A 24,040-nucleotide genomic window follows, 5' to 3' on the forward strand; every position below is an offset into this window, starting at 1 on the left:
TGTATAAATCGACTTAGTGTTTACAGCGACAAGTATGGAGAAGAGATAAGCAATAGCAAACTGCTCAGTCGAAAGCGCGTCCCTGCACCTTCTTTGGGGGTATTTATTTCCAGTACTTTAGAAGTCTATTCTAAAACCAATACTAGCAATAGTATCGTCAAAATCTGAATACTGCTTAACATCAAATTGACCGATTTCGGTGTGAATGCGTGTCGATTTGCTTAAACGATACTCTGCGCCTATTGCCCATTGTGAAACTTCCGGGACATCGGTTGCGGCTTCGCCCAGTGCGTCATAAACTCGACCGGCGATTTTACCAGTACCTGAATCGTCATGACCATATTGCGCTTTTAGCAACAACTTATCGATTTGATATTTTGCGCTAATAATAAAGCCGTCACCATCTCTTTGTTCCCAATTGGTCTTATTAGGATTAACCAATTCAGAACTTTGATAAATAGTGCCCAGCATTAAGTTACCCGCTTTATATTGAGCAACGGCTCGAACACCTTTGATATCTTCTACGCCATCGGTATAAGCAGCAGCTAAGTACAAATTGCTGCTCTTAAAGTGCTTATCACCATAAGTCACAGCCACTTGGTAATTTCCATTGTCGCGACGAATATCATCTTCAGCGTAATAGTTATCTTCCATAATATAACTTGCGCCAAACTGGATGTTGTTCCATTTTTGCGTTCTATATAGAAGTGAATCTCCCCAGCGTTTGTCGCCAGCAAACAAACGGTCATGCTTCATCGAATACATGTCCATGGCATCTGCTGTTCCTTTAGCCATTTTAAATACAGGATCTATTCGACCAGCTGCTAGCTGTCCATAAGTGCTGTGTTTTATCCCCAAAAACGTAGGGCGAGCAGAAAATGGATTACTGCCTTTATCTTGTGACGCACCATTAACCCCAACTTCAATCTGATAGAAAACACTGAAGTCTTGAGTCAGTGCAGCATCACCTTTAATCCCTAAACGACTCCAGTTGTTCTCTAACACTGTACCGCTCTTGCCATTGTGGGTAGCACTTCCACTGTCAGAATTGGTAATCGAATAATCGATACGGCCATAGAATTTATATGCATCAGCCATTACGCTTGGTGAGGCTAAAACTGCTACTGCAACCAAAGCTAGTTTCATTGTTTTCATCATTGTATCTCTTTAATTATATAATTTAGTCAACATATTGTTCCCACTGCTCTAGGTCAGTTAGGAACAATCATTTTTATTAATCTAGAATTTTTTGTGCTCTACAATTACGTTGTCTTGGCGCATCTGTTGGTAAAGAATGTCCGCTTGCTTTAGATAATGATCCCAAGCATCAGAGCGCTTAGTAAATCCAGTCGCAGCGTAGCTTCCGGTATCACCGGTTGCAGGAAGATCATCAATTAGGAACAGTGAACCACCTTGCTGGAGGTGTTCATTTAACGCATCAATCATGACGTTAAAACCAATTCTTGCTGGCTCAACATAATTGATAGATTCATATTTAGACTGACGATAGAATTTCTTTAATGAGGCATCGCTGATCTGTTTTTTCTCATCAGCAAAAATTTCGTCGTAATGGGCTTTAGTGATCTGCTTGCTATTCTTGTCTACCACTAAACGTAAGATCGCAGTGACCCCAGTCCACTTACCTTTTTCATCAAGCAACTTTTGTGCATTTTGATAGAATAACTGCTCTGTGCCCTCTCCATTAATTTGAGCATGTATTTTAGCTGTGAGCGGTACCATTGATTGCTGAATACTATTGGATGCTCCTGCAACAACGTCTATGCCAGCATACTTTAAGCGATTAGGCTCTTTTAATTTATTGCGGAGCGCGGGGTCAAAATCAGGGTTCAGTTCAAACGTTAACTTGTCTTGTTCAACCATTAATTTTTCCATGGTAAGGGCTGACTGCACCCAAGCAGTGCCCTTTTTCTTACCCATAGAGAAGTTGTATTCAGACATACGCTTAGGCACATCTTGGTAAAGGCGAGTGTAATAGTTAGGACGACCACTCTCATTAAATTCAGCAAATATCACGTCTTTAGCGTTACTATTATCAGTTACAATCGCTACGCTGCCCATATGCCCCTGACGGAAGCGTGCTTCTTGATAATAATAATCACCTTTTAGTAAGCCTAATTGTGGTTGAATAGACCATTTCAACTTAAAGTTGTCATCTCCTGATGCTTCTTTAGAGCCTACTGCTACATATTCTGGTGTGGTACCGTCAACTCTTGGGAGGGTATTAATCGCTTTTAGTATGCCATTGGATGAGTAAGTCGCTCCTGATACAGCATCAATACCTTCTTGGCCATTATTAGCAACCACTTTTGATAATAGTCTCTCTGCATTCAAATACAGTGATTCGGTCTCTTTATGTGATTTAGTTTTAATATCAACTATGTGGCCATTCTTTACTTCTACGGTAAGTGTAATAATACTTTTCTTACCTTTCGCTGATACATCATGTATTCCATCTACATACTTGCCACTGGGTGTTGTACTGCTACATCCCGCTAAGGTCATTGTTATAATAGCTGCGGCACTAAATACAAGTTTACGATTAAATTTCATATTAAAACCTTAAAATGTTATTTCATTGCCAACAGCATAAAAGGATAAATATTTTGGACAATTGCGGAAAACCGCAATGAAGTGAGGTTTGTTCTATTTTTTTGACGAAGATAACATTTGTAAAAATGCGTTTTTAAATTTCAATAAGTTCATGATAATAATTAATAGGTAAGGTTAGCCACTTAAAACCAAAGGTTGTTACGTGAACAAATATATATTACCTCTATTACTATTATCTACATATACTCAAGCAGCTTTACTACCACAGCCTGAAGCACCAGAATTCAAAGTCATTACTGTTGATACCCATGGCGAGCCGTACCGCTGCGAAGGAAACGCAATAATAACAAAGACTGAATATGGGAAAAACCTGACGACATTAAAATATTTCGGAACCTCCATAAGCATTGATATATATGAAGAAAACAGTACAGAAAATGCTATGTGTAATGCTCTAAACGTCATACAAAAATATCATTACCTTGCTTCAAATTTTAGTACCTACCCTCATGTGACGAACGTAAAAACTATCAACAATTCCCCGGCTGAAAAGCATTTAATTTCGCCAGAATTAACTGCAATGATACAAAAAAGTATTGAGTGGTATGAAAAATCTGATGGCTACTTTAACATAGCGCTCTCTCCCGTGATTGATCTTTGGCGAGGATACAGAGCCCAGTGCAAAGGCGAAGCTAAGCGCCTACAGCAATGTAAAACCCCTACAGCAACAGAACTAAAATATGCTGGAAAACTGATAAATATTAATAATATAAATCTAGATATACAAAAAAACACTATACAAATGAAATCGGGCATGAGTATAGATTTAGGCGGTATAGCTAAAGGTTGGATGGCTGAAAAGGTATACAGGCAACTAAAAAGAGATGGTGTTAAAAACTTTATGATTAATGCTGGTGGCAACATAAGGCATTATGGTATGCATCCACAAGGAAGAGAGTTCACAACCGCAATAGAAAACCCAATATGCAAGAAATATAATAACTCGCTATCACACTGCCAAAGGTTGTCAGAGCAATATCATGAAATTATTACCGGCAAGGATTTAGCCTTAGTGTCTAGTGGTAATTATCTACGCTATTATCGTGCTAACGGTAAAGAGTATCACCATTTGATCAACCCAAAAACACTAAAACCCAAAAGTACCGGTGTATCAACGACGGTAATTATGAATAACAACCAGGTATATGCTGACATTATATCTACAATGTTGTTCCTAATGCCTTATCAACAGTCTCTTGATTATGTTAATAGCAATCCAGACATTGAAGCTGTTTGGTATTTGACAGAAGATGGAATAAAAATGGAAAGCAATGGATTTGAGCACTATAGGTTTAATACTGCTTACTAAGTATGAAGATATTAAAAAAGATAAAAGTATGAAAGTATGAAAGTATGAAAGTATGAAAGTATGAAAGTATGAAAACTTCACAGTCGTGATTTAAATATTAATTTACATAGTGGTTTTCCGCATAATTATAATAAATGTGAGGCTTTTCACCTATTAACATTATCTTTAGCAAAAATATCAGTATTGGGCCATAATGGAGTTACCACTCCCTGCTACCTATTTTGATGAAATCCCGATTATTTTTTTTTGCTATCGTTGCTTTTTTCTGTTTTTCCACGTTTAGCTATGCTGGCGATAAAAAACCATTACGGATAGGTGTATTGGCGTTCGCACACACAGAAGCAGTGCTCTCCCGTTGGCAGCCAACAATTAACCGCTTATCAACTGATCTAGATACACAGGTTCAATTGATTGCCTTAACTCCTACAGAACTAGATCAAGCCGTAGAGCAGAAAACAGTTGATTTCATTATCACCAATGTATTAACTGCGGTCAGTTATAAAAGAGAACACGGGACTAGTAGCCTGCTAACGCTGGTTCCTTTGATGTCCAGTAACCCTGCATTTGCAGTAGGTTCTGCACTAGTCACTCGTAAAGAACTAGAAGTAAACAGCATTACTGACCTTAGACAGTTAAAAGTAGTTTCTACGGATCGAAAAGCATTTGGTGGCTTTCAAATATTTGCTGGGGAAATGGCGCAACAGGGTCTTAATCCATTTGATGATTTTAAGCAGTTGGATTTTGTTGGCTTTCCACAAAAAAAGCTACTATCACTCATCGAATCAGGTGACGCCGACATCGCTATTTTGCCAACCTGTGTATTAGAAAATGCCATTAAGCGTCAAGAAGTCTCGGCGACTTCACTAAAAGTCGTGCTTACAAAGCCATCAGCGGAACTTCATTGTCAAAGTTCAAGCACGTTATACCCTTATTACTCTTTCTCAAAATTAGGTAAAACTGATCACCAACTCGCAACTAAAGTGATTAAATCCTTACTTTCTATTCAAGCAACGGACGCTGCTGCAATTAATGGCCAATATGATTCTTGGTCAGCGACAGTCAATGATAGCAGTGTATTTAAGCTACTAAGGCAATTACAGCAATGGCCATTTGTAACAAACTGGACCTCGATTTTTAAAACCGCTCTTCCTTGGGTTATTGCTGGTTTTATTTTTCTGTTTCTGGGTTATTTACATCATTTAAGAGTTAAGAAACTGGTGGTTTTGCGAACTCGCGACTTAAAGTCAGAAATTTATCAGCATAAAAAGACTCAAGATGCCCTTTTTGCCCAAACAGAACAGTTTTATAAAGCACAAAGAGTGCTTTTAACCGGAGAGATGGCATCAGGTATAGCTCATGAACTCAATCAACCTCTAGCCGGGATCCGTTATCTAACACAAGGTTGTATCTACCGCTTGTCTGCAGAACAGTCTGAGCTCAAAGAAGCAATGACTAAGGCAATCCAGCAAGTTGATCGCGCCCAAGAAACCATTAAACGCTTTAGAAATTTCTGCCATCAACCAAGTGTTATGAGTTACTGCGATATCAACATGATCCTTGACGATACATTAACGCTAATGGCTGCAGAATTTTCGAGAGTTAAATTAAATCCACAGTTAACATTGGAAAACATCAGCATCAGTGGTGATGCGAGTCTACTGCAACAGGTTTTTGTCAATATAATACGTAATGCTCTCGATGCAATGGAGGGCGTTGCAACGCCTCAATTATTTGTAACGATGGAGTCCATTGGAGATCAAGTAAAGATAGAATTTACAGATAACGGTAAAGGTCTGTCACCACAAGCATTAGGGCGCCTTTTCTTTCCATTTGAAACATCAAAGAAGAATGGATTAGGGCTGGGCATGATAATTTGTAAACGCATTATAGAAGAGCATCATGGCGAGATCAGCGCTCGTAATAATCTAGATATGGGATTAACCCTCACTATCATCCTACCACAGGAGTAACACAACATTGTGCAGATTATATTTGGTCGATGATGATCAGGATGTACTCGACTCGTTAACTTGGATGTTAACGGGCCTCGGCTATGAGCCTTTAGGTTTTTTGTCTGCTGATGCTTTTCTAAGCAGTGTGGATATAACCCAAGCTGGTATTGCAATTTTGGATGTACAAATGCCAGTAATGGATGGAAGTGCCTTATTAAGCCACTTAACTACACACCAAAGTCCAATCGCTGTAATAATGTTAAGTGGCCACGGAAATATAGCTATGGCTGTTCAAGCAATTCAGAAAGGCGCTATTGATTTCCTCGAAAAGCCTGTTGATGGAGATAAACTTCTATTATTACTGGGAAAAGCAAAAATACAAACGAAACTAAACACGCAACGTAACTTAGATCGAGAAGCCTTAGAAACTAAACTCGCAACACTGACACCAAGAGAACATGAGGTAATGGAAAAGATATTAGAAGGCAAGCTCAATAAAGTGGTCGCAGCTGAATTAAACGTCGCGCAAAGAACTTTAGAGTTGCATAGACAAAAAGTAATGCAAAAAATGCAGGTAAGCAATATCGCTGAACTCGCGTATTTGATGGGGAAAAGCTCAGAATACTAGCTGGTCATTGCAGGGCTTGTTTTAAGCTATACGGCTACCTGGAATACGTTTTATATTCGCCCATGAAGCACAAAACTCCCAACCGCGGTCTTTACATACCAACCCTGCACTGTAACGACTTTTGGCGATTAAGCTTGAATCTTCTTTAAGAGTAACGCCATGGTGATTCATGCCGACAAAAGCGCTTGAACAGACCATATTTAACATCACTGCAGAGACTAAAATAGAAAGACAGCAAAGTGCTTGAGTATTAGAGACTTGATTAAACATTTCGCTGTTATGTTGCGCCATAATCAGCCTCCTAATTTAACATCGAACTTAAAGCATATCGTAAACCACAATAAATTCAATATTTTGATTTTAGCTCGAGCAGATATTCATACCTGTAATACCAATTAATTGCTCCCTAATGACAGCGCATGAGCGTCTTGGAAACGGTTTTGAAGCTCACTAATTATTGCGCTATCCCGGCTATTGCGACTTCTTCCGTGAAGTGACGATTCAACAAACAACTCAAACCAAGCTTCTAATACACGACCGTTAGCAGGCTCTCCAGCGACACTTAATGCAAGCGCCGCAACCTCTGCAGTACCGAGTTGAAACTCTCTGGCTCCTTTTCTTAACGCATAACTCGCAGTGTATTCTAGTGTAAAAGACAGTAGTGGTAAGTTGTGCAGATAGCTACTTTTACGAAACATCTTTATCGCTTCACGCCAGCTACCGTCGAGTACGATAAATAGTGGAACCCTGCCATTAGGTAGTATGGTTTTATCCACGTGACTAACTACCGTTTGATTTTTAACTGCATATTCTGATGGAAAGATAACAAAAGCTTGATATTTAGGATCGTTTATTATCGATAACATTTTATTATTCGGCTCATTTCTCGACCAAATAAACGCATGAGTATCGGGGATTATATCGGCAATGAGTCGACCACTATTACTCGGCTTTAATACTTCATCGTCATACATGATGAGCATAAAAGATAACGAGCTACGGACTTGTCGACGCTGGCAACAAGTGCAAAATTTTTCAGCCAGCAGGCATGATTGACAGCGCACAACATTCTTACCTCTAGCAGTAAAAGGCTTAGAGGAGATCGCTTTTCTGTATTCATATAGACGATGAATCGCATGTTTTGGCAAAGTCATGTGTAAAACTATCCAGTTATTATTGGTGCTCAAAAAGAAAAAGCCTACTCTTAGGTAGGCTTTTTCAGCATAAATAGATCTTAATTAGAGTATACGTCTTAACAAAAAATCTGCTTTTAAACGTTTAATACGCTTCATTATTTTTCGAACCGGTGCTGGATAGTTATGCAACGTTTCAATTTGTGAATAATGGTACAACCTTTCAGTATGCTCAAGAATATGCGCTTGTTCCGCTTCAAACTGCTGCTTCCAGCTTTCATTGTCATCTTGGATTAACAGCCCATTCTCTAAATCTAACGCCCAAGCTCTTGGATTAAGGTTACTACCGGTAATGAGATGACGTTTGCCATCAGCACTTACCCCTTTTAAATGGTAACTGTTACGACCATCTTTCCAGAGGTGGATATTAAGTTGGCCATTTTCAATCGCCCATTGCTGCCGTTTAGCAAATTTTCGGAGTGATTGCTCATACATGTATGGCAATGCACCAATAGTTGAAAATTCCTCTTCAGGCGGTATGTAGAAATCATTAGAGGTCTTGTCGCCGACAACGATATCGATACGTTTGCCGTTGCGTAAATGCTTAGCAAGTGCCCTGACTAAAATATAGGGGGGATTAAAATAGGGAGTGCAGATAAATAGCGCGTCTTCTGACTCCTCTACCATCGCAACCACAACTTTATTTAATTGGTTCTTCTTACGTCCCAAACCAACAAGAGGCGTGACTCGATTACCAATTTTCGTCGAAGCAAACTTGTACTCAGCTTTAGACAATCGGTGTTTTAAACTACTAACTTCAACTTTAGTCGGTAAACGTTCTGCATCTTTGGGTTGAGTTAATGAACTAACGGCGACATCGTTGACTAAGTAAGTCAAGATCATCTCACGCATACTGCGTGCAAGCTCGTTAGACTCTATGACATGGTAACGATCAAAACGGTATTTGTCGTTTTGATGCAGGTAGATATTATTGAGGCTCGCGCCACTAAAGATAACTGCGTCGTCAATAATGAAGCCTTTCAAGTGTAGCACGCCCATAAACTCGCGAGATTTCACCGGTACACCAAGTATATCTATTTGGTGCTCTGCAGCTTCATTGACTTTGCGGTACATGAAGTAATTACCGCTATCACCTTTGTGACCGATCAATCCGCGTCGAGCGCGATGAAAGTCAACCAACACTTTAATATCAAGCTCGGGATTACGTTGCTTAGCAGCCATTAAAGCATTAAGTACTTCCCTGCCCGCTTCATCATCTTCAAGATAAAGTGCTGCGATGTAAACTGAATGCGTGGCGCTTTCTATACGCTTTAACAGCTCTGCTCTTAACGCTTTCGGCGTTAACAACCACTGTAAGGATTCAGATTGTAGCGGTATACCACCTAGCTTACTCAGCAAGGCTCTCTCCTTAATAATGCTTACCATCTTTATAATAAGTGCTAGGCGTTAACTCTCTAAACATAACAACGGTATGTTTAAGCTTCGGGTAAGCACAAATAACGGCTTCTCGAATTGCCCTTTCGGCACGATGGTGTGTTTCGGGATCTTTAGGGAACCATAACACTTCGATCTGAGCCATCTCACTTACGCTTTGTCCGCGTCTATAGCTTTGACTATCAATCCAATCGATAATGAATGATTCAGCCTTTGCCTTACAAATTTCAGCTAGAACGTCGATCAGCGTGTCGCTTAAGTTAGCAACGATGCTTTGTGACATTCCATAAACTCTAATATGCGGCATCAAGAATCCTCTTAGATAAGGGCATAGAAATTACCGATTTAAGGTGCTTTCGGCAAGTATTTTCTACTGAATAGCGCTGTAGCACGCATAAAACAGCATCTAGACGGCTGTTTAGCTATATTTTTAGCCAAAGCTAGTACTTAAAGGTGATGAATGTTCGCCGCATAAATGATCTATCAATTGCTAATTAACTCTATGATCACAGCATCTTCAATGTTCTTTTGATACTATTAAAGCATACTTTTATACATCGAGAACGTGATGAATTTTAAATCTTTATTGACTCTTTTAGCAGTTTTGTTAGGCGCTTGGGCTATATTTCACTTTAAAGCGCAGTTAGGGTTATTCATGTTGCCACTTTTCTTTGGTTTAGTGCTATTTGTAACGTTAAAGCTTTATCGTTTAATGGAAAAAGATGATGCTGATAAGCCCGATTAATCGTTTTCGCTTTTACCCAAGGATCTCCTATTGAACCTCAGAAATATAGTAGCGTCTGCCATACTGCTAACGTTATCAAGTAACATTGCAGCCAGTGATATCAAGCTCATATTGCCAGATACCAGTGCCCTTACGGCAATGAAATACAGCAATCATCTAAAGAGCACCAAGTTGGAACAAAATTCTGACAAATTGTTTATTCCTGCTAGTACGATGAAACTGCTAACGGCCATTGCAGCTACCGCTTCGCTTGGTAGTGAATTTAGGTATCAAACTAAAGTGCTTGCCAATACGCCGATTCAAAAAGGCAAGATAGACGGCGACGTTTACATTGTATTCTCAGGCGATCCAACTCTAACAACCCTTAATATTGAGAGCTTATTTGCTCAATTACAACAACAGGGATTGGCTCTTATTACCGGTAATATTTACCTTGTAGGTGAAGAGCATGAGTTGCAGCATGCTCCGGGCCGAGTATGGGATGATTTAGGGATCTGTTACTCTGCGCCAGTATCTAGTTTCATTATTAATGAAAATTGCTTTAAAGCGAGGTTTGTACCAAGACTTGCTGATGATGCTGGAGAGGTTAAAATTGTTGGCAACGAACCTGTGAGTATAGAAAGCAGAGCCGTATTTGATAAAAGCTTACAACAACCGATATGCGATTTGACCTTAGCTCGTCTAGAAAACAACCATTTTAGATTAGATGGCTGTTATCCAGGTAGCAAACCTTTAAAGCTAAACATCGCCATTACCGATCCCGCTCTCTTTGCTAAAGATAAACTCACTCAAATCGTCAAAAACACAAAAATTGGCCTTCGCGGTCAGGTATTATTCGCTAGTCAGTTTCCTGCTTATTCGCTTTCAATCGCTGAGCATCAATCTGAGCCGTTAACAGAACTAGTCGCTACTATGTTGTTAAAGTCAGATAACTTAATCGCTGACAGTCTTTTAAAGCGCTTAGGACAGCAAGTCTACGGCGCTCCAGGGACATTTTCTAGTGGTAGTGCAGCGATGAAGCTTATTCTCACACAACAAGGAATTGATTTATCAAACGCTCACATAGTCGATGGCTCTGGTTTGTCCCGCTATAACTTGCTAAGTGCCAATCAACTCGCTGAAGTATTAGCATTGGTTAGAGATAATTCTGCCTATCGACACATTATAAGCTCACTGCCAGTTGCAGGAGAGAGCGGCACACTGAAATATCGAAAAGGATACGTAAACGCTTCCCTTAAGGGAAAGGTTTTGGCAAAAACTGGATCAATGCTAGGCGTATCAAATGTGGCGGGCTTCATTAAGGATGGTGATAAAATAGCAGCGACATTCGTTGTTTTACAAAATGGTGTCAGCCCTGAAAAAGAGCCGTCAGCAAAGCCAAGCTTTGATGTGTCTATACTGCAGCAGCTTACCGAGCAGTAATTTCTACAATCGTTCTTCTATAGATTAAATCGTAGCTCATGCAATAGATATTAAAAAACCAGCGTTCAATTAATTTGAATGCTGGTTATTGCGGGTTCTTTGCCCTATCTCTTTAGCGACTATTTAAAATAGAGACTCATCAATCTCCATAATAGAGGCATCGCCTGCTGCAACTTGCGATAAATGGTAGTCAGCTTTTGCTAATAATTTATCAAAATAGAAACGACTTAAATGTTGCTTTTGTTGTTTAAAGCGACTGTCTTGATGATCGTACGCCGCATTTTCCATCGCCAACCAGAAATAGCCGTATAAGCTATAACCAAACGCATCAAGGAAATCTACGGCACAGGCATTGATTAACGCCGGCTGAGCTAGTTTAACTTCATTCACACCATTCGCTACATTGATTAATTTCTCAAACAACTGCAATACTGCTGCTTTATCATTAGCTGATACATTATCAAACAGTGCAATATTCGCTGTCTGCTCAGCTACAAATTCAGTTAAAGCGCTAAGATTGTCACCAGTCACCTTACGGCCCAAGAAATCAATTGCCTGTATGCCATTGGTTCCTTCATAGATCTGAGCAATACGAGTATCACGTACAAGTTGCTCAATACCTGTCTCTCGAATATATCCGTGACCGCCAAATACTTGCTGCGCCATAATCGCTGCATCTAAACCTCGATCACTTAAAAATGCTTTTGAAACTGGCGTGAGTAGACCGACATAACGACTGGCTTTAGCTTTCTGTTCAGCATTATCCGAGTATTTCGCTAAATCTAATTGCTGACCGGTATAAACAGAGAGTGCCCGTCCGGCTTCAGTTAACGTTCTTACCGTTAACAACATACGTCTGACATCACCGTGTACAAGGATAGGATCACTGCTTGCTCCCGTTGGCGAGCCGCCTGCTGCAACACCCTGCACTCGCTCTTTCGCGTAATCAGCTGCCATTTGATAGGCCGCTTGCGAAGTGCCTAAGCCTTGGATGCCAATGGCTAGTCGTTCATAATTCATCATGGTAAACATACACACTAAGCCGCGGTTCGGCTTACCAATGAGATAACCTTCAGCATCATCAAAATTCATTACACAGGTTGCTGACCCCTTAAGGCCCATCTTGTGTTCAATAGAGCCCACGGTAACGCCGTTACTATCGCCTAGGCTATTGTCATCATTGACTTTGATTTTTGGTACAAGAAACAGTGATATGCCATTGGTATTTGGCAGTTTTGCCAGCACTAAATGGATGACATTTTCTGTTAGATCATGGTCACCACCAGTTATAAAGATTTTACTGCCAGTAATGTTGTAACTACCATTTTCATTTGGAACCGCTTTGGTGCGTATATTGCGCAGATCAGAGCCCGCTTGAGGCTCTGTCATATCCATCGCTCCTGCCCACTCTCCGCTATACATCATCGGCAAATACTGCTGTTTAATCTTTTCAGTGCCATGCGCGTGGATAGCTAATGCAGCTCCCGCTGTCAGTGAGCCATATAAGGTAAAGGCATTACAAGCACTGTATGCCATTTCGTCAACTAACACGCCGAGCATTTTTGGCATTCCCATGCCACCCAGTTCAGGGTCGCCACATAAGCCAACCCATCCGCCCTCAGCATACTGTTCATATACTGCTTTATAACCATCAGGTGTGATCACCTTATCAGCTTCATGACGAACACCTTGCTCATCTCCGCTACGGTTTATAGGATGGATAAGTTCTCTGCTGATCTTGTCTGCTTCTTCTAAAATCGCAGCGGCAGTATCAATATCCACAGACTCTGCCATTGCAGGTAATTCGGACCAGGTTTTTGGTGCATCAAATACGTTTTCAAGTAGAAAGCGCATCTCTGCTAATGGGGCGTTGTAGGGATTCATATTATGCTCTTAAACGATAGATTTAAACAGTTGTTTCAATCTATCAGATATAGCAGAAAAAGGAAGTGATTTATTAATGAACGGTGTTTATTTAGCCAAGTCAACTTACTGTGACCTTATCCTTTATTTACTATTATTAGTCCTCCTCTAATCTGCGCTTGGTGTATGCAATACAATCAGAGAACCATTCACTGATTCTTCTCGGAAAATCAACATTTTTGGCTGACGTTAATCAACTCTATAGGCCCTTAAACTCGTAGTTTCACCAGTATCATTACTACATCACGATCTCTATGCTTCTGCGTTAGTTAACCATCTCAAGAATTTATCGATACAATAACGGACAATGAATGAACCTACCCCAACGAATTAGCCTCCTTGGTCTTACAGCCTTTTTATACTCAGCTCCGGTCATATCATCAGAACAACAAACAGAAAAGCATTTAGATGACCCGACTCGTATCATGACAAAAATAGGTGCAGGCTACGACGGAGAGTTAACGTTCAATGGCTCTATTGGATTGGACGAAACAAGGATGTTACGTGGACAGATTAATGCTGACGGCAGTCAATGGCAGTTAGGTGGTTCATGGTTATTTGAAAAAGGCATTCTAAATGCTTATCTAAATGGCCATGAAGAGCGCAATACCTACAATTTAGGCACCTATGTCTCGTTATCATTAATGGGCGTTGATACTGGCAAGTGGATGGTATTTCCAATGGCCGGTGTGAGCTTTGTAGATGGTAAAAAAGACAACGATAATAGTACCGGAGCCTATTTAGGTGCATTTGCCATTCGTCCAATAGATGCTCAGTGGTCGCTGGTCACTTATGCGGGTGGATCAATAGGCTCTAACAACTACTCGAGCTATTGGCTCGGTGCAGGCGCTAGTTATAAAATCTCTTCTAAGCACAGTGTCAGACTTATGGGATCTTATTCAGAAGATAATTATCGTACCGATAACAAACTTAGCTTGTCTTATAGTTACGAGCTTTAGCTAAATAGGCGGTTCGTTAAGATAAAAATGCTGACGGATACTCTTTTCATAACCTCAAAAAAACCGCAGTGACAAAACACTGCGGTTAGTTAATTAACTACACATAGTTACCACATGAGGTCATCTGGGATAACGTAGTCTGCATACGGATCATCCTCTTCTACTGCTTCGACATTATCTTCCTGAGCCCATAAATAGCCAACCCAGGTTGGTACTAGTAGGTTTACACGCTCTACAAGTTTATGTGGCACTAAGTAACTTATATCTTCGTGTCTTACAATACCTAAGTGGCCTTTCAACAACTCACTTTGCATTTTCTTATCAACATAAAGTGAATAAATTTTCTTCTCGAAGGTAAAGTTAAATTTAATGTCTGCCTCCTTAGAAGGAGTAATGGCAAACTTTTTAAATTCAGTGACGAGTCCGCGAACTAAACCTTTCTCTGAGGCTTCATTAAATCGCTGTTCATTTAACTGCTTATCTTTTTCGATTTGCGCTAGCTTCTTGGCTGCGATCTCTTTTTTTAGCGCCTCGCTACCATCATCAACTTTTGCTTTTTTGTCGCGACGTTTTTGAGTTTTAGTGTCTCTTACTTTCTGCTTACTAACCAAACCAGCTTTAAGCAGCTGTTCCTGAAAAGGGTTTGCCATATCTAATATTCTCTAATTCAATTTTGTTTTTGTTTCGCTAATTGACCAATTTCGGCAATTGCTGCGCCGGCTCCACCGAGAGACCAGCCGCCGTCTACCGGTAAAACGGCACCTGTTATATAGGAAGCCATATCAGAGGCTAAAAACAACGCTGCATTCGCGATGTCTTCGCAGCTACCATTGCGCCTCAATGGTACACCTTTTGCGACATGATCCTGTAACTCTTGTGTTGGTGCTAATCGATCGAACCCCTCCGTCCCCGCAATAGGCCCCGGTACAATCGAGTTAATTCGAATGCCTTTATAGCCCCACTCGATTGCAAGGGTTTTAGTTAACATATCGACGCCAGCTTTAGCTGCACAAACATGTACCTGCATCGGCATTGGCACAAAAGCTTGAGGCGCTGAAATCTGAATAATCGCACCGCCTTTGTCCTTCAATAAAGGTAAAGCTTGCTTTAATACCTGGAAACTACCTAGTAGGTCTATATCCATGACAGACTTAAAACCATTTTCTGATAATTTCTCCGCGGTCGCTGGAAAGTTACCAGCGGCCCCACTGACTAGCACATCTATAGTACCAAAAGCTGCCGCAATATATTCAAAACCGAGTGATAAAGCGTCTAAATCTCTTACGTCAAAGCAAGCGCCGATATGATGACCGTCTGGGTTTTCGATGGTTAGCTTTTCCACCGCGGCATCGACTTTATCTTTGCTTCTACTCGCGACAGCGACGTTTGCGCCAGCCTTTGCGAAACTTAAAGCTATACCAAGATTGATACCGCTAGTGCCGCCAACGACAACGACCTTTTTCCCCTGATAATCAAACATAAAGTGCACTCCGGTTGCGATATAAAATTAAAATCAGTTCACTAATTTCTAACTTATAGCAGTACACTTTATTTTTAAAGCGTTTAATCTAAACGTTTATGCTATTGATTGATGTATCTCTTGCAAAGCCTTCAGCGGATCTAACGCTTTAGTGATCGGTCGACCAATAACTAAGTAATCAGACCCTGCAACTAGCGCTTGTGGTGGCGTCATTACTCGGTGCTGATCACCTTTGTCACTGCCAACAGGTCTTATCCCAGGGGTGATCAATTTAAATTCTTGGCCAAATTTTGCTTTTAATAAACTTGCTTCCTGAGCAGAGCAAACCACACCATCTAGTCCGGCGCGTTGAGTTAATGCCGCTAAACGCAGTACATGTTCTGATGCGGGTACGTTTATGCCAAGTAATTGCAACTCATCATCACTCATTGACGTCAAGACAGTTACAGCAATAAGTAACGGTGCTTTATCACCATATTGCTCAAGCGCTCTTTTAGCCGCGTCCATCATCGCCAGCCCACCAGAGGCATGGACGTTTGTCATCCAAACGCCTAACTCAGCAGCAGCTGAAACGGCTTTAGCAACCGTATTGGGGATATCGTGAAATTTTAAATCTAAAAACAGATCAAAGCCGCGGCTATGAATATCGGTTACGATTTGAGGGCCAAATAAGGTAAACATTTCTTTACCTATTTTAAGACGGCACATATCAGGGTCAAGCTTATCTATTAGCTGCAAAGCATCGTTTCTATTGTCGTAATCTAATGCTACCAAAATAGGTTTGTTCGTCATTTTTTCTCCAATCACTTTGCGTTTTAAATACTATTAATATGTTTTTAGGGTGGCAAGAGAACAACTACTCTCCGTCTAGACCCCTTACTCTTTTTATACTTCCCCAATTTTTACAAGAGGGGCAATGCCAATACAATCTATGCGATGGAAAGCCACATTCACTGCAACGATATCCAGGGCGAAATTTAATTTGTTGCTCAACCAATTGTTCTAACATAGATAAACTTTTTTTAGCTTGACCATCTTCCGCTTGCTTAACATGCATCTTCATCAGATGCTGAAAGCTCTTCATCGTAGGGTGCCTAATCAAACCTTCTAGAATAAGCTTCTCTGCATCTTTCTCGTTTCCTTGAGAAATCAAGTGCTGAGCTAAAGTCACAGCGATACTTGCGCCAGCGCCCTTTTCTATAGCTTCTCTAAGAAGTTCTTGATAGCCAATATTGTCATCGGTCAGTAAATAAACTTGCTTAGCAATGGGGAGGCTGTCAGGAAAGAGGTCTACATCGGTATTGAGTAGTTTCTCTATAGATTGCTTGCAGGGCTTAAAGTCTTCAAGCTTCAGATATAGTTCAGCTAATGTAAGCAGCGCCCTTCCACAACTTGGATCAATTTTATTCGCTGATAGTAACCGTTTTAATTTTATGGCATCGTCAGTTGACTCTGCCGCTAGTTCACAATAGAAATGAGCACTGTCGTGTTTGAGTACTTGCTGACGTTTCCGCTTAAGCTTCTTAATAATGTCGATCGCTTTTTGCCAGTCTTTGGTGACTTGATAAATGGCAATAAGCTGTGTTTCAGCCTCTTCGCTATGACCTTCTTGATTAACAAGATTAATAAAAATCTCTTCTGCCCGATCATAAAACCCAGCTGCGAGATAGTCTTTACCCAATTCCATCATCGCAATATCTCTTTGTTCTGTGGTTAGGCTCGGTCTAGCGATGAGGTTTTGATGAATTCGAATTGAGCGGTCAACTTCACCACGCTTTCTAAAAAGAGAACCTAAAGAAAGGTGTGTATCTATGGTTTCGTCATCGACATCCAACATAGATATAAACAGGTCAACCGCTTTGTCAGATTCATTAGACAGTAAAAAATTCAAGCCAGTGAAGTAGTCTCTACTGAGCTGTTTTCTTTGATTTGTCTGTTTCTGTCTGACACTTCTGCGCCCCATGTACCAGCCATAACCGGCTGCAATAGGTAGCAACAGAAATAAAATCTCTAACATATTACGCGTCTACTTCCTTTGTTGCACTTTCGCTCACAGCGTTAGCCTTGTCGGCTGTTAGCGTGTCATTTGCTGCAACCTGCTTCTTTAAACGCCTAATAGACAGTTTAAGTCCTGCGATATGGTACATAGCGAACACCCAGCTCACTAGAAAGCCAGCTAAAAATACGCAAGCTAGCACAACAGGCAACCTAAACTCACCCTGAGCGACAAAATAGCTAATATTAACAACTTGTTCGTTACGGGCACCGAAGATAAGCGCTAAGAAAAAAAATGTAGCGACTAAAACGGCAATAATGAATGACTTCACGTTCAGCTCCATACACGTGTTGGTAAGCTTTGATTATCTAAGAAAAAGAGTGAACTAGCCAGTGTTACCTAGGCTTTAGATATAAAAAAGCCTCCCGAGGGAGGCTTTTAATACAGTGTAAATTACGCGTTGACCGCGTCAACACGTTCGCGCAGTTCTTTGCCTGGCTTAAAGTGCGGTACGTACTTGCCTTCCAAGTCAACTGAGGTTCCAGTCTTTGGGTTACGGCCAGTGCGCGGTGCACGATAATGAAGTGAGAAACTACCAAAGCCGCGGATTTCGATACGATCTCCACCCTCTAATGTATCAGCCATTTGCTCTAACATTTCTTTAATAGCGCTTTCCACTTCCTTCGCAGACAGCTGCGACTGCCTAGTGGCAAGTTTTTCGATCAGTTCGGATTTTGTCATCCTATACCCTCTATTATCAAGCCAAACACAGTCACCTTTTAGGGGTGCATGCACCCCTGAACTTCAAGGCGATTATTTACGAGCTGCTTTGAACGCTTCAGCCATCGCACTGCTCATGACAGCGTCTTCCTGCTTGTTCAAGCTAGCCATTGCTTCTTTCTCTTCAGCTTCATCCTTAGCACGGATAGAAAGGCTGATGGTGCGGTTCTTACGATCTACACCCATGAACTTAGACTCGACTTTGTCACCTACAGAGTAAACTGTTGATGCATCTTCGATGCGCTCACGAGAGATATCTGAAACGCGAAGGTAACCTTCAACAGTCTCAGCTAGTTCAATTGTAACACCTTTTGCGTCAACTGCAGTAACAACACCATTTACAACAACACCTTTCTTCTTATCAGCAAGGTATGCATTGAATGGATCGTCTTCAGTTTGCTTAACGCCTAAGCTGATACGCTCGCGCTCTGGGTCAACAGAAAGAACAACTGCATTGATTTCGTCGCCTTTCTTGTATTCAGCAACTGCGTCTTCGCCAGTACCATTCCAAGAGATATCAGAAAGGTGAACTAGACCGTCGATGCCGCCGTCAAGACCGATGAAGATACCGAAGTCAGTGATTGACTTGATCTTACCAGAAACCTTATCGCCCTTGTTGAAACGCTCTGCGAAGTCATCCCATGGGTTAGTCTTACATTGCTTAAGACCTAGAGAAATACGACGACGCTCTTCATCGATGTCTAGAACTAGAACTTCTACTTCATCACCTAGGTTAACAACCTTTGATGGGTGGATGTTCTTGTTAGTCCAATCCATTTCAGAAACGTGAACAAGACCTTCAACGCCTTCTTCAATTTCAACGAAACAACCGTAGTCAGTTAGGTTAGTAACGCGACCAGTCAAACGTGTGTTTTCTGGGTAGCGCTTGCTGATTTCTAACCATGGATCTTCGCCAAGTTGCTTAAGACCTAGTGATACACGTGTGCGCTCACGGTCGTACTTAAGAACTTTAACGTTGATTTCGTCACCAACATTAACGATTTCTGATGGGTGCTTAACGCGCTTCCAAGCCATATCAGTGATATGTAGAAGACCGTCAACACCACCAAGATCAACGAATGCACCGTAGTCAGTAAGGTTCTTAACGATACCTTTAACTGATTGACCTTCTTGAAGGTTCTCAAGAAGAGCATCACGTTCTGCGCTGCTTTCAGATTCGATAACTGCACGACGAGAAACAACAACGTTGTTACGCTTCTGGTCAAGCTTGATAACTTTGAATTCTAATTCTTTGTTTTCTAGGTGAGCTGTATCGCGAACTGGGCGAACGTCAACTAGAGAACCTGGTAGGAATGCACGGATACCGTTTAATTCAACAGTGAAACCGCCTTTAACCTTACCATTGATGATACCGATTACAGTTTCAGCATCTTCGTACGCTTTTTCTAGAACGATCCAAGCTTCGTGACGCTTAGCTTTTTCGCGAGACAGTTGAGTCTCACCGAAGCCATCTTCAACAGAGTCAAGAGCAACGTGCACGGTATCGCCAACAGAGATTTCAAGCTCGCCTGAAGCGTTCTTGAACTGTTCAGCTGGGATTGGGCTTTCAGACTTAAGACCTGCGTCAACAAGTACAGTACCGTTTTCGATGCGTACAACTACACCAGTTACGATAGAACCTGGACGGAACTCCAAAGTTTCAAGGGATTGTTCAAATAGATCAGCAAAAGATTCAGTCATGTTTAAGTTACTTTCTTTAATAAACCACAGCCCATCCTGGACGCGGAGTCAGTATAATAATTTGCCTCATCCTTGGGGCAAATAGTTAAATACCTGCTTACGCAGGTACTTGAAAACTTTTATGAATATGAGTCAGCGCCATGGCTAACACATCTTCTATAGAAATGTTCGTCGTATCGATTACAAGTGCGTCTTCGGCTGGCACCAAAGGAGCAACACTACGATTCATATCGCGGTCGTCACGCTCTTTTATCTCAGACAAAAGCTGATCGATTTTAACATCGAAGCCATTGTCCTGCAACTGATTATAGCGCCTTTGCGCCCTTTCCTCTGCACTAGCAGTCAAAAAAAGTTTTGCTGGTGTTGCAGGGAAAACAACCGTTCCCATATCGCGACCATCGGCAATCAATCCTGGAGCTTCTGCAAAAGCACGCTGACGACGCAGCAATGCTTCTCTAACACGCGGGAATGCCGCGACTTTTGATGCAGCATTCGAGCACTCTTGACTACGTATCGTTGTTGATACGTCTTCGCCTTCCAGCACCACTTTAATGCCTTTGCTTTCATTACCCGTAATAAACTGCACGTCCAAGTGTGCTGCCAGTAATGTTAGCGATTCTTCATTATCAAGTTCTACGTTGTGATGAATAGCAGCTAATGCTAATACGCGATAAATTGCACCACTATCTAACAACTTGTAACCTAACTTCTCAGCAAGTAATTGACTAATAGTACCTTTTCCCGCACCGCTAGGGCCGTCAACAGTGACAACAGGAGCCCGTTCTAACATAAAATCCTCCACAAGAAATTCAATCTTCCTTGATATAACCGAAAATGAGCGCGCGCATTATAAACCATGTAACTCGAGAAAGCGGCATCTAATTCAAATAATCGGAGATCCCATTAAGATATGGTTCAGATTTATGACAAAAACCTGAACCATATATCCTAATGTACTAAGGGAGGGATTTTAGTTTGCTAGGGCATTAAACTGATTAAAATAATCAGGGAAAGTCTTAGATGTACACTCTGGTTCATTAATGGTAATACCACAATCAGCAAAGGCTAACATCGAAAAACACATTGCCATTCGATGGTCATTATAAGTATCGATATTTGCAGTATGCGGTTTGGCTGGCGGCGTCACACTAATGTAGTCATGCCCTTCATCGACTATGGCTCCTACCTTACGTAACTCAGTAGCCATTGCCGCTAAGCGATCTGTCTCTTTAATGCGCCAGTTATAGATATTTCGAATATGCGTAGTACCAGTTGCAAACAGCGCCGCTGTTGCAATAGTCATAGCAGCATCCGGAATATGGTTCATATCTAGATCAACAGCGTTTAATTTCGAGCCACGAGCGATAATGTAATCATCGCCCCATTCTATGTCTGCCCCCATCTGCGCCAATACATCAGCAAATTTTACATCACCTTGAATACTCAGTTTGCCTACACCGGTCACTTTAACCTCACCGCCCTTGATTGCTCCTGCAGCCAGAAAATAAGAGGCAGAAGATGCATCACCTTCTACCAGTAGTTTTCCTGGACTGGTATAGCGTTGGCCAGCTTTGATTTCAAAAGAAGCATAATTATTATTGGTAACGTTAACACCAAACTGCGCCATTAACGCTAAAGTGATATCAATGTAAGGCTTAGAGACTAGTTCGCCCTTAATGTTAATATTGACATCGCCTTTCGCTAGCGGTGCGACCATTAACAAAGCGGTCAAAAACTGGCTAGAGAGATCACCCGCTATTTCAACATCACCACCACTCAAGCCCGTAGCATTAATGGTTAATGGCGGAAAGCCATCATTTTTTAAATAACGAATGTCTGCGCCAAGTTGGCGTAACGAGTCAACCAGGTCGCCAATAGGGCGTTCTTCCATTCGAGGTTCACCAGTTAAGGTAAACTCTCCATTGCCTAATGTAAGTGCTGCGCAAAGTGGGCGCATAGCAGTGCCTGCATTACCCAAAAATAATGTTTGTGCAACATCGCTGTTAAGCGTGCCAGCTAATCCATCAACTTCACAAACCGTGTTGTTATTTGACAAGCGATAGTTCACGCCCAATTGTTTGAGCGATGCTAACATATAGCGGATATCATCAGAGTCGAGCAAATTTGTTAATGTCGTGGTCCCTTCAGCTAACGTGGCAAGTAACAGTGCGCGGTTAGAAATGCTTTTAGATCCTGGAATATTAATGGTTCCGTTTACTTTTTCGATAGGCTCTAAACGTAATTGATTCATTGATAACTTCTTTAAATTTCTGCAGGAGTCAAACTCACCTGCGGGTTAACAGTAGACGTTCATGCTAAAGGCTTGTTAGGTCACCACGACAAAATGACAGCGGTTTAGCGATTGTTTGAACTTCGTAGTTACAAATTTACTGATTGCTGCGAAGTATTCAACACTTTTTTGCTAAAAACTCACCTTTAAGCCTTAAAAGTTATTCAAGTGGTAGAAATAGACATTTATTAGGGATGAAAATTACCGATTTTTTCAAAATAGTTGTATTGGAATATTTTATTGCCAATTTTTAGCTAAACGAAATTCATGATAATTACTATTAAATAACTATAAATTTACGTTACCCTAGGTAATATAAGAATAACTGAATAAATTGGCATTATTTGCTATAGAAAGTAGGCCAATAAACAAAGAGGTAGATGGAGCTATGTTCAACACACTGACCGCTATGCCTGCAGACCCCATTTTAGGTTTGCTAACTAAATACCGTGAAGATAATCATTCACAAAAAGTTGATCTAGGCGTTGGGGTATACAAAGACGAATCAGGCCACACCCCTATTTTAACCTGTGTAAAGAAAGCAGAAAAGTATCGATTAGACACAGAGTCAACAAAAGTTTACATCGGTCCTACTGGCTCTGCTGATTTTAACAGGCTCATGTCAGAGCTAGCTTTCGGTACAGATAGCTCAGCAATCCTAGCAAACAGAGTTCGTACTGTTTCAACACCAGGCGGCACTGGTGCGCTTAGAGTCGCTGCTGATTTTATCAAACGTTGTAATCCAAACTCTGTACTTTGGGTAAGCGACCCAACATGGGCAAACCACACCGGTTTGTTTGAAGCAGCTGGTATTACCGTTAAAACTTACCCTTACTATGACTACGACACTAAGTCCCTTAAATTTACAGAGATGAAGGCAGCGCTATCTGAAATAAACAGCGACGACGTAGTACTGCTACATGCCTGTTGCCATAACCCAAGTGGTATGGATCTCAACCAGCAACAATGGGACGAGATTATCGAGTTGACTGCAGAGCAAGGTTTTACCCCACTCATAGATATGGCCTATCAAGGCTTTGGAGATGGTGTAGATGAAGATGCATATGGCGTCCGTAAAATGGCTGCAACAGTTAACAACATGATTCTGTGTAGTTCATGCTCAAAGAATTTCGGCTTGTACCGAGAGCGCATTGGTGCCTGCAGCATCATAGGTAAAGATGCTGCTGCCAGTGACGTTGCTTTCTCTGTATTGCTTTATGTCGTCCGTTGTATCTATTCAATGCCGCCTGCCCATGGTGCTGCAATAGTTGAAACGATCCTAGGATCAAACGAGCTAAAACAAGAGTGGTTAGATGAGTTAACGGTAATGCGCGACCGCATTAACGGCAACCGTGCCATGTTAGTTAACAAGCTAAAAGAGATTGGCGTGACTCGTAATTTCGACTTCATCACTGAACAAAAAGGCATGTTCTCGTTCTTAGGGATCACTCCAGAGCAAGTCGCGCAGCTTCAAAGTGATTATAGTGTTTATATGGTCGATTCTAGTCGTATAAGCATTGCGGGCATAGGAACTGGCAATGTTGAATACTTAGCAAAATCGATTGCTAAAGTACTCTAAGCTTTAAAGTTTTACTAAAAAGCCGCTTTTAAAAGCGGCTTTTCTATATTTCAATTT

General features: G+C 41.2%; 23 protein-coding genes. 7 read left to right on the top strand and 16 right to left on the bottom strand.

The annotated features are described in order from the left end of the window. Nucleotides 1–117: 117 nt before the first annotated feature. Nucleotides 118–1,158: a porin gene (locus tag L2730_RS20020; protein WP_248976201.1), complete on the bottom strand. Its 1,041-nt coding sequence runs from the start codon at nucleotides 1,156–1,158 to the stop codon at nucleotides 118–120. Between the two features lie 81 nt (nucleotides 1,159–1,239). Continuing rightward, entirely contained in the window at nucleotides 1,240–2,571 is a 1,332-nt protein-coding gene (locus tag L2730_RS20025) for an FMN-binding protein (RefSeq protein ID WP_248976202.1), read from the bottom strand. A 202-nt stretch (nucleotides 2,572–2,773) separates the two neighbouring features. Here L2730_RS20025 and L2730_RS20030 point away from each other — a divergent pair, with 202 nt between their 5' ends. The 3 genes from L2730_RS20030 to L2730_RS20040 all read left to right on the top strand — a co-directional run bounded on the left by L2730_RS20030 (nucleotide 2,774) and on the right by L2730_RS20040 (nucleotide 6,520). Beyond that, complete coding sequence (locus L2730_RS20030) at nucleotides 2,774–3,940, top strand: FAD:protein FMN transferase (protein WP_248976203.1); 1,167 nt, start codon at nucleotides 2,774–2,776, stop codon at nucleotides 3,938–3,940. Nucleotides 3,941–4,260: 320 nt separating this feature from the next. Next, nucleotides 4,261–5,910, top strand: coding sequence for a sensor histidine kinase (locus L2730_RS20035; protein WP_248976204.1), 1,650 nt, complete (start codon nucleotides 4,261–4,263; stop codon nucleotides 5,908–5,910). Nucleotides 5,911–5,917: 7 nt separating this feature from the next. Then, a complete protein-coding gene (locus tag L2730_RS20040; protein ID WP_248976205.1) occupies nucleotides 5,918–6,520 on the top strand; it encodes a response regulator transcription factor in 603 nt (200 codons plus the stop codon). A 21-nt stretch (nucleotides 6,521–6,541) separates the two neighbouring features. Here the strand turns inward: L2730_RS20040 and L2730_RS20045 are convergent, their stop codons facing one another. The 4 genes from L2730_RS20045 to L2730_RS20060 form a co-directional block, all read right to left on the bottom strand. Then, complete coding sequence (locus L2730_RS20045) at nucleotides 6,542–6,811, bottom strand: hypothetical protein (RefSeq protein WP_248976206.1); 270 nt, start codon at nucleotides 6,809–6,811, stop codon at nucleotides 6,542–6,544. A 104-nt stretch (nucleotides 6,812–6,915) separates the two neighbouring features. Next, entirely contained in the window at nucleotides 6,916–7,674 is a 759-nt protein-coding gene (locus L2730_RS20050) for a tRNA-uridine aminocarboxypropyltransferase (protein WP_248976207.1), read from the bottom strand. Nucleotides 7,675–7,758: 84 nt separating this feature from the next. Further along, the gene (gene pssA / locus L2730_RS20055; RefSeq protein WP_248976208.1) at nucleotides 7,759–9,072 is read right to left on the bottom strand and encodes a CDP-diacylglycerol--serine O-phosphatidyltransferase; all 1,314 of its coding nucleotides are present in this window, start codon (nucleotides 9,070–9,072) and stop codon (nucleotides 7,759–7,761) included. Between the two features lie 10 nt (nucleotides 9,073–9,082). Beyond that, on the bottom strand, nucleotides 9,083–9,415 hold the full coding sequence (locus tag L2730_RS20060; protein ID WP_248976209.1) for a DUF1904 family protein: 333 nt from the start codon (nucleotides 9,413–9,415) through the stop codon (nucleotides 9,083–9,085). A gap of 261 nt (nucleotides 9,416–9,676) precedes the next feature. Between L2730_RS20060 and L2730_RS20065 the strand changes: the two genes are divergently transcribed. Both L2730_RS20065 and dacB read left to right on the top strand, forming a co-directional pair. After that, nucleotides 9,677–9,853 (top strand): hypothetical protein, encoded by a 177-nt coding sequence (locus L2730_RS20065; protein ID WP_248976210.1) that lies wholly within the window; start codon nucleotides 9,677–9,679, stop codon nucleotides 9,851–9,853. Between the two features lie 30 nt (nucleotides 9,854–9,883). Beyond that, nucleotides 9,884–11,275 (top strand): D-alanyl-D-alanine carboxypeptidase/D-alanyl-D-alanine endopeptidase, encoded by a 1,392-nt coding sequence (gene dacB, locus L2730_RS20070; protein WP_248976211.1) that lies wholly within the window; start codon nucleotides 9,884–9,886, stop codon nucleotides 11,273–11,275. Nucleotides 11,276–11,398: 123 nt separating this feature from the next. Here the strand turns inward: dacB and L2730_RS20075 are convergent, their stop codons facing one another. Beyond that, nucleotides 11,399–13,159 (bottom strand): acyl-CoA dehydrogenase family protein, encoded by a 1,761-nt coding sequence (locus L2730_RS20075; RefSeq protein ID WP_248976212.1) that lies wholly within the window; start codon nucleotides 13,157–13,159, stop codon nucleotides 11,399–11,401. A 350-nt stretch (nucleotides 13,160–13,509) separates the two neighbouring features. Here L2730_RS20075 and L2730_RS20080 point away from each other — a divergent pair, with 350 nt between their 5' ends. Then, nucleotides 13,510–14,157: a hypothetical protein gene (locus L2730_RS20080; protein ID WP_248976213.1), complete on the top strand. Its 648-nt coding sequence runs from the start codon at nucleotides 13,510–13,512 to the stop codon at nucleotides 14,155–14,157. A 107-nt stretch (nucleotides 14,158–14,264) separates the two neighbouring features. Here L2730_RS20080 and L2730_RS20085 read toward each other — a convergent pair whose 3' ends face one another. From L2730_RS20085 to aroA, 9 genes are all read right to left on the bottom strand, one after another. After that, entirely contained in the window at nucleotides 14,265–14,807 is a 543-nt protein-coding gene (locus L2730_RS20085) for a DUF2058 domain-containing protein (RefSeq protein ID WP_248976214.1), read from the bottom strand. 17 nt (nucleotides 14,808–14,824) lie between these two features. Beyond that, complete coding sequence (locus tag L2730_RS20090; RefSeq protein ID WP_248976215.1) at nucleotides 14,825–15,637, bottom strand: SDR family oxidoreductase; 813 nt, start codon at nucleotides 15,635–15,637, stop codon at nucleotides 14,825–14,827. A gap of 96 nt (nucleotides 15,638–15,733) precedes the next feature. Beyond that, nucleotides 15,734–16,429 carry an orotidine-5'-phosphate decarboxylase gene (gene pyrF, locus L2730_RS20095; protein WP_248976216.1) on the bottom strand — a complete coding sequence of 232 codons (696 nt, stop codon included), beginning with the start codon at nucleotides 16,427–16,429 and terminating at the stop codon, nucleotides 15,734–15,736. 64 nt (nucleotides 16,430–16,493) lie between these two features. After that, on the bottom strand, nucleotides 16,494–17,654 hold the full coding sequence (lapB, locus tag L2730_RS20100; protein ID WP_248976217.1) for a lipopolysaccharide assembly protein LapB: 1,161 nt from the start codon (nucleotides 17,652–17,654) through the stop codon (nucleotides 16,494–16,496). 1 nt (nucleotide 17,655) lies between these two features. Then, a complete protein-coding gene (locus L2730_RS20105) occupies nucleotides 17,656–17,964 on the bottom strand; it encodes a LapA family protein (RefSeq protein WP_248976218.1) in 309 nt (102 codons plus the stop codon). 122 nt (nucleotides 17,965–18,086) lie between these two features. After that, entirely contained in the window at nucleotides 18,087–18,374 is a 288-nt protein-coding gene (ihfB, locus tag L2730_RS20110) for an integration host factor subunit beta (RefSeq protein ID WP_044555860.1), read from the bottom strand. 72 nt (nucleotides 18,375–18,446) lie between these two features. Further along, nucleotides 18,447–20,114, bottom strand: coding sequence for a 30S ribosomal protein S1 (gene rpsA, locus L2730_RS20115; protein WP_020912589.1), 1,668 nt, complete (start codon nucleotides 20,112–20,114; stop codon nucleotides 18,447–18,449). Nucleotides 20,115–20,211: 97 nt separating this feature from the next. Next, nucleotides 20,212–20,904, bottom strand: a complete 693-nt coding sequence (gene cmk / locus L2730_RS20120) for a (d)CMP kinase (protein ID WP_020912588.1) — start codon at nucleotides 20,902–20,904, stop codon at nucleotides 20,212–20,214. 180 nt (nucleotides 20,905–21,084) lie between these two features. Further along, nucleotides 21,085–22,365 (bottom strand): 3-phosphoshikimate 1-carboxyvinyltransferase, encoded by a 1,281-nt coding sequence (aroA, locus tag L2730_RS20125; RefSeq protein ID WP_248976219.1) that lies wholly within the window; start codon nucleotides 22,363–22,365, stop codon nucleotides 21,085–21,087. Nucleotides 22,366–22,792: 427 nt separating this feature from the next. On the opposite strand from aroA, the gene L2730_RS20130 reads away from it, so the two are divergent. After that, nucleotides 22,793–23,983: an amino acid aminotransferase gene (locus L2730_RS20130; RefSeq protein WP_248976220.1), complete on the top strand. Its 1,191-nt coding sequence runs from the start codon at nucleotides 22,793–22,795 to the stop codon at nucleotides 23,981–23,983. Nucleotides 23,984–24,040: the final 57 nt, after the last annotated feature.

Origin of the sequence: Shewanella kaireitica (assembly GCF_023284045.1) — a bacterium.
Lineage (GTDB): Bacteria > Pseudomonadota > Gammaproteobacteria > Enterobacterales > Shewanellaceae > Shewanella > Shewanella kaireitica.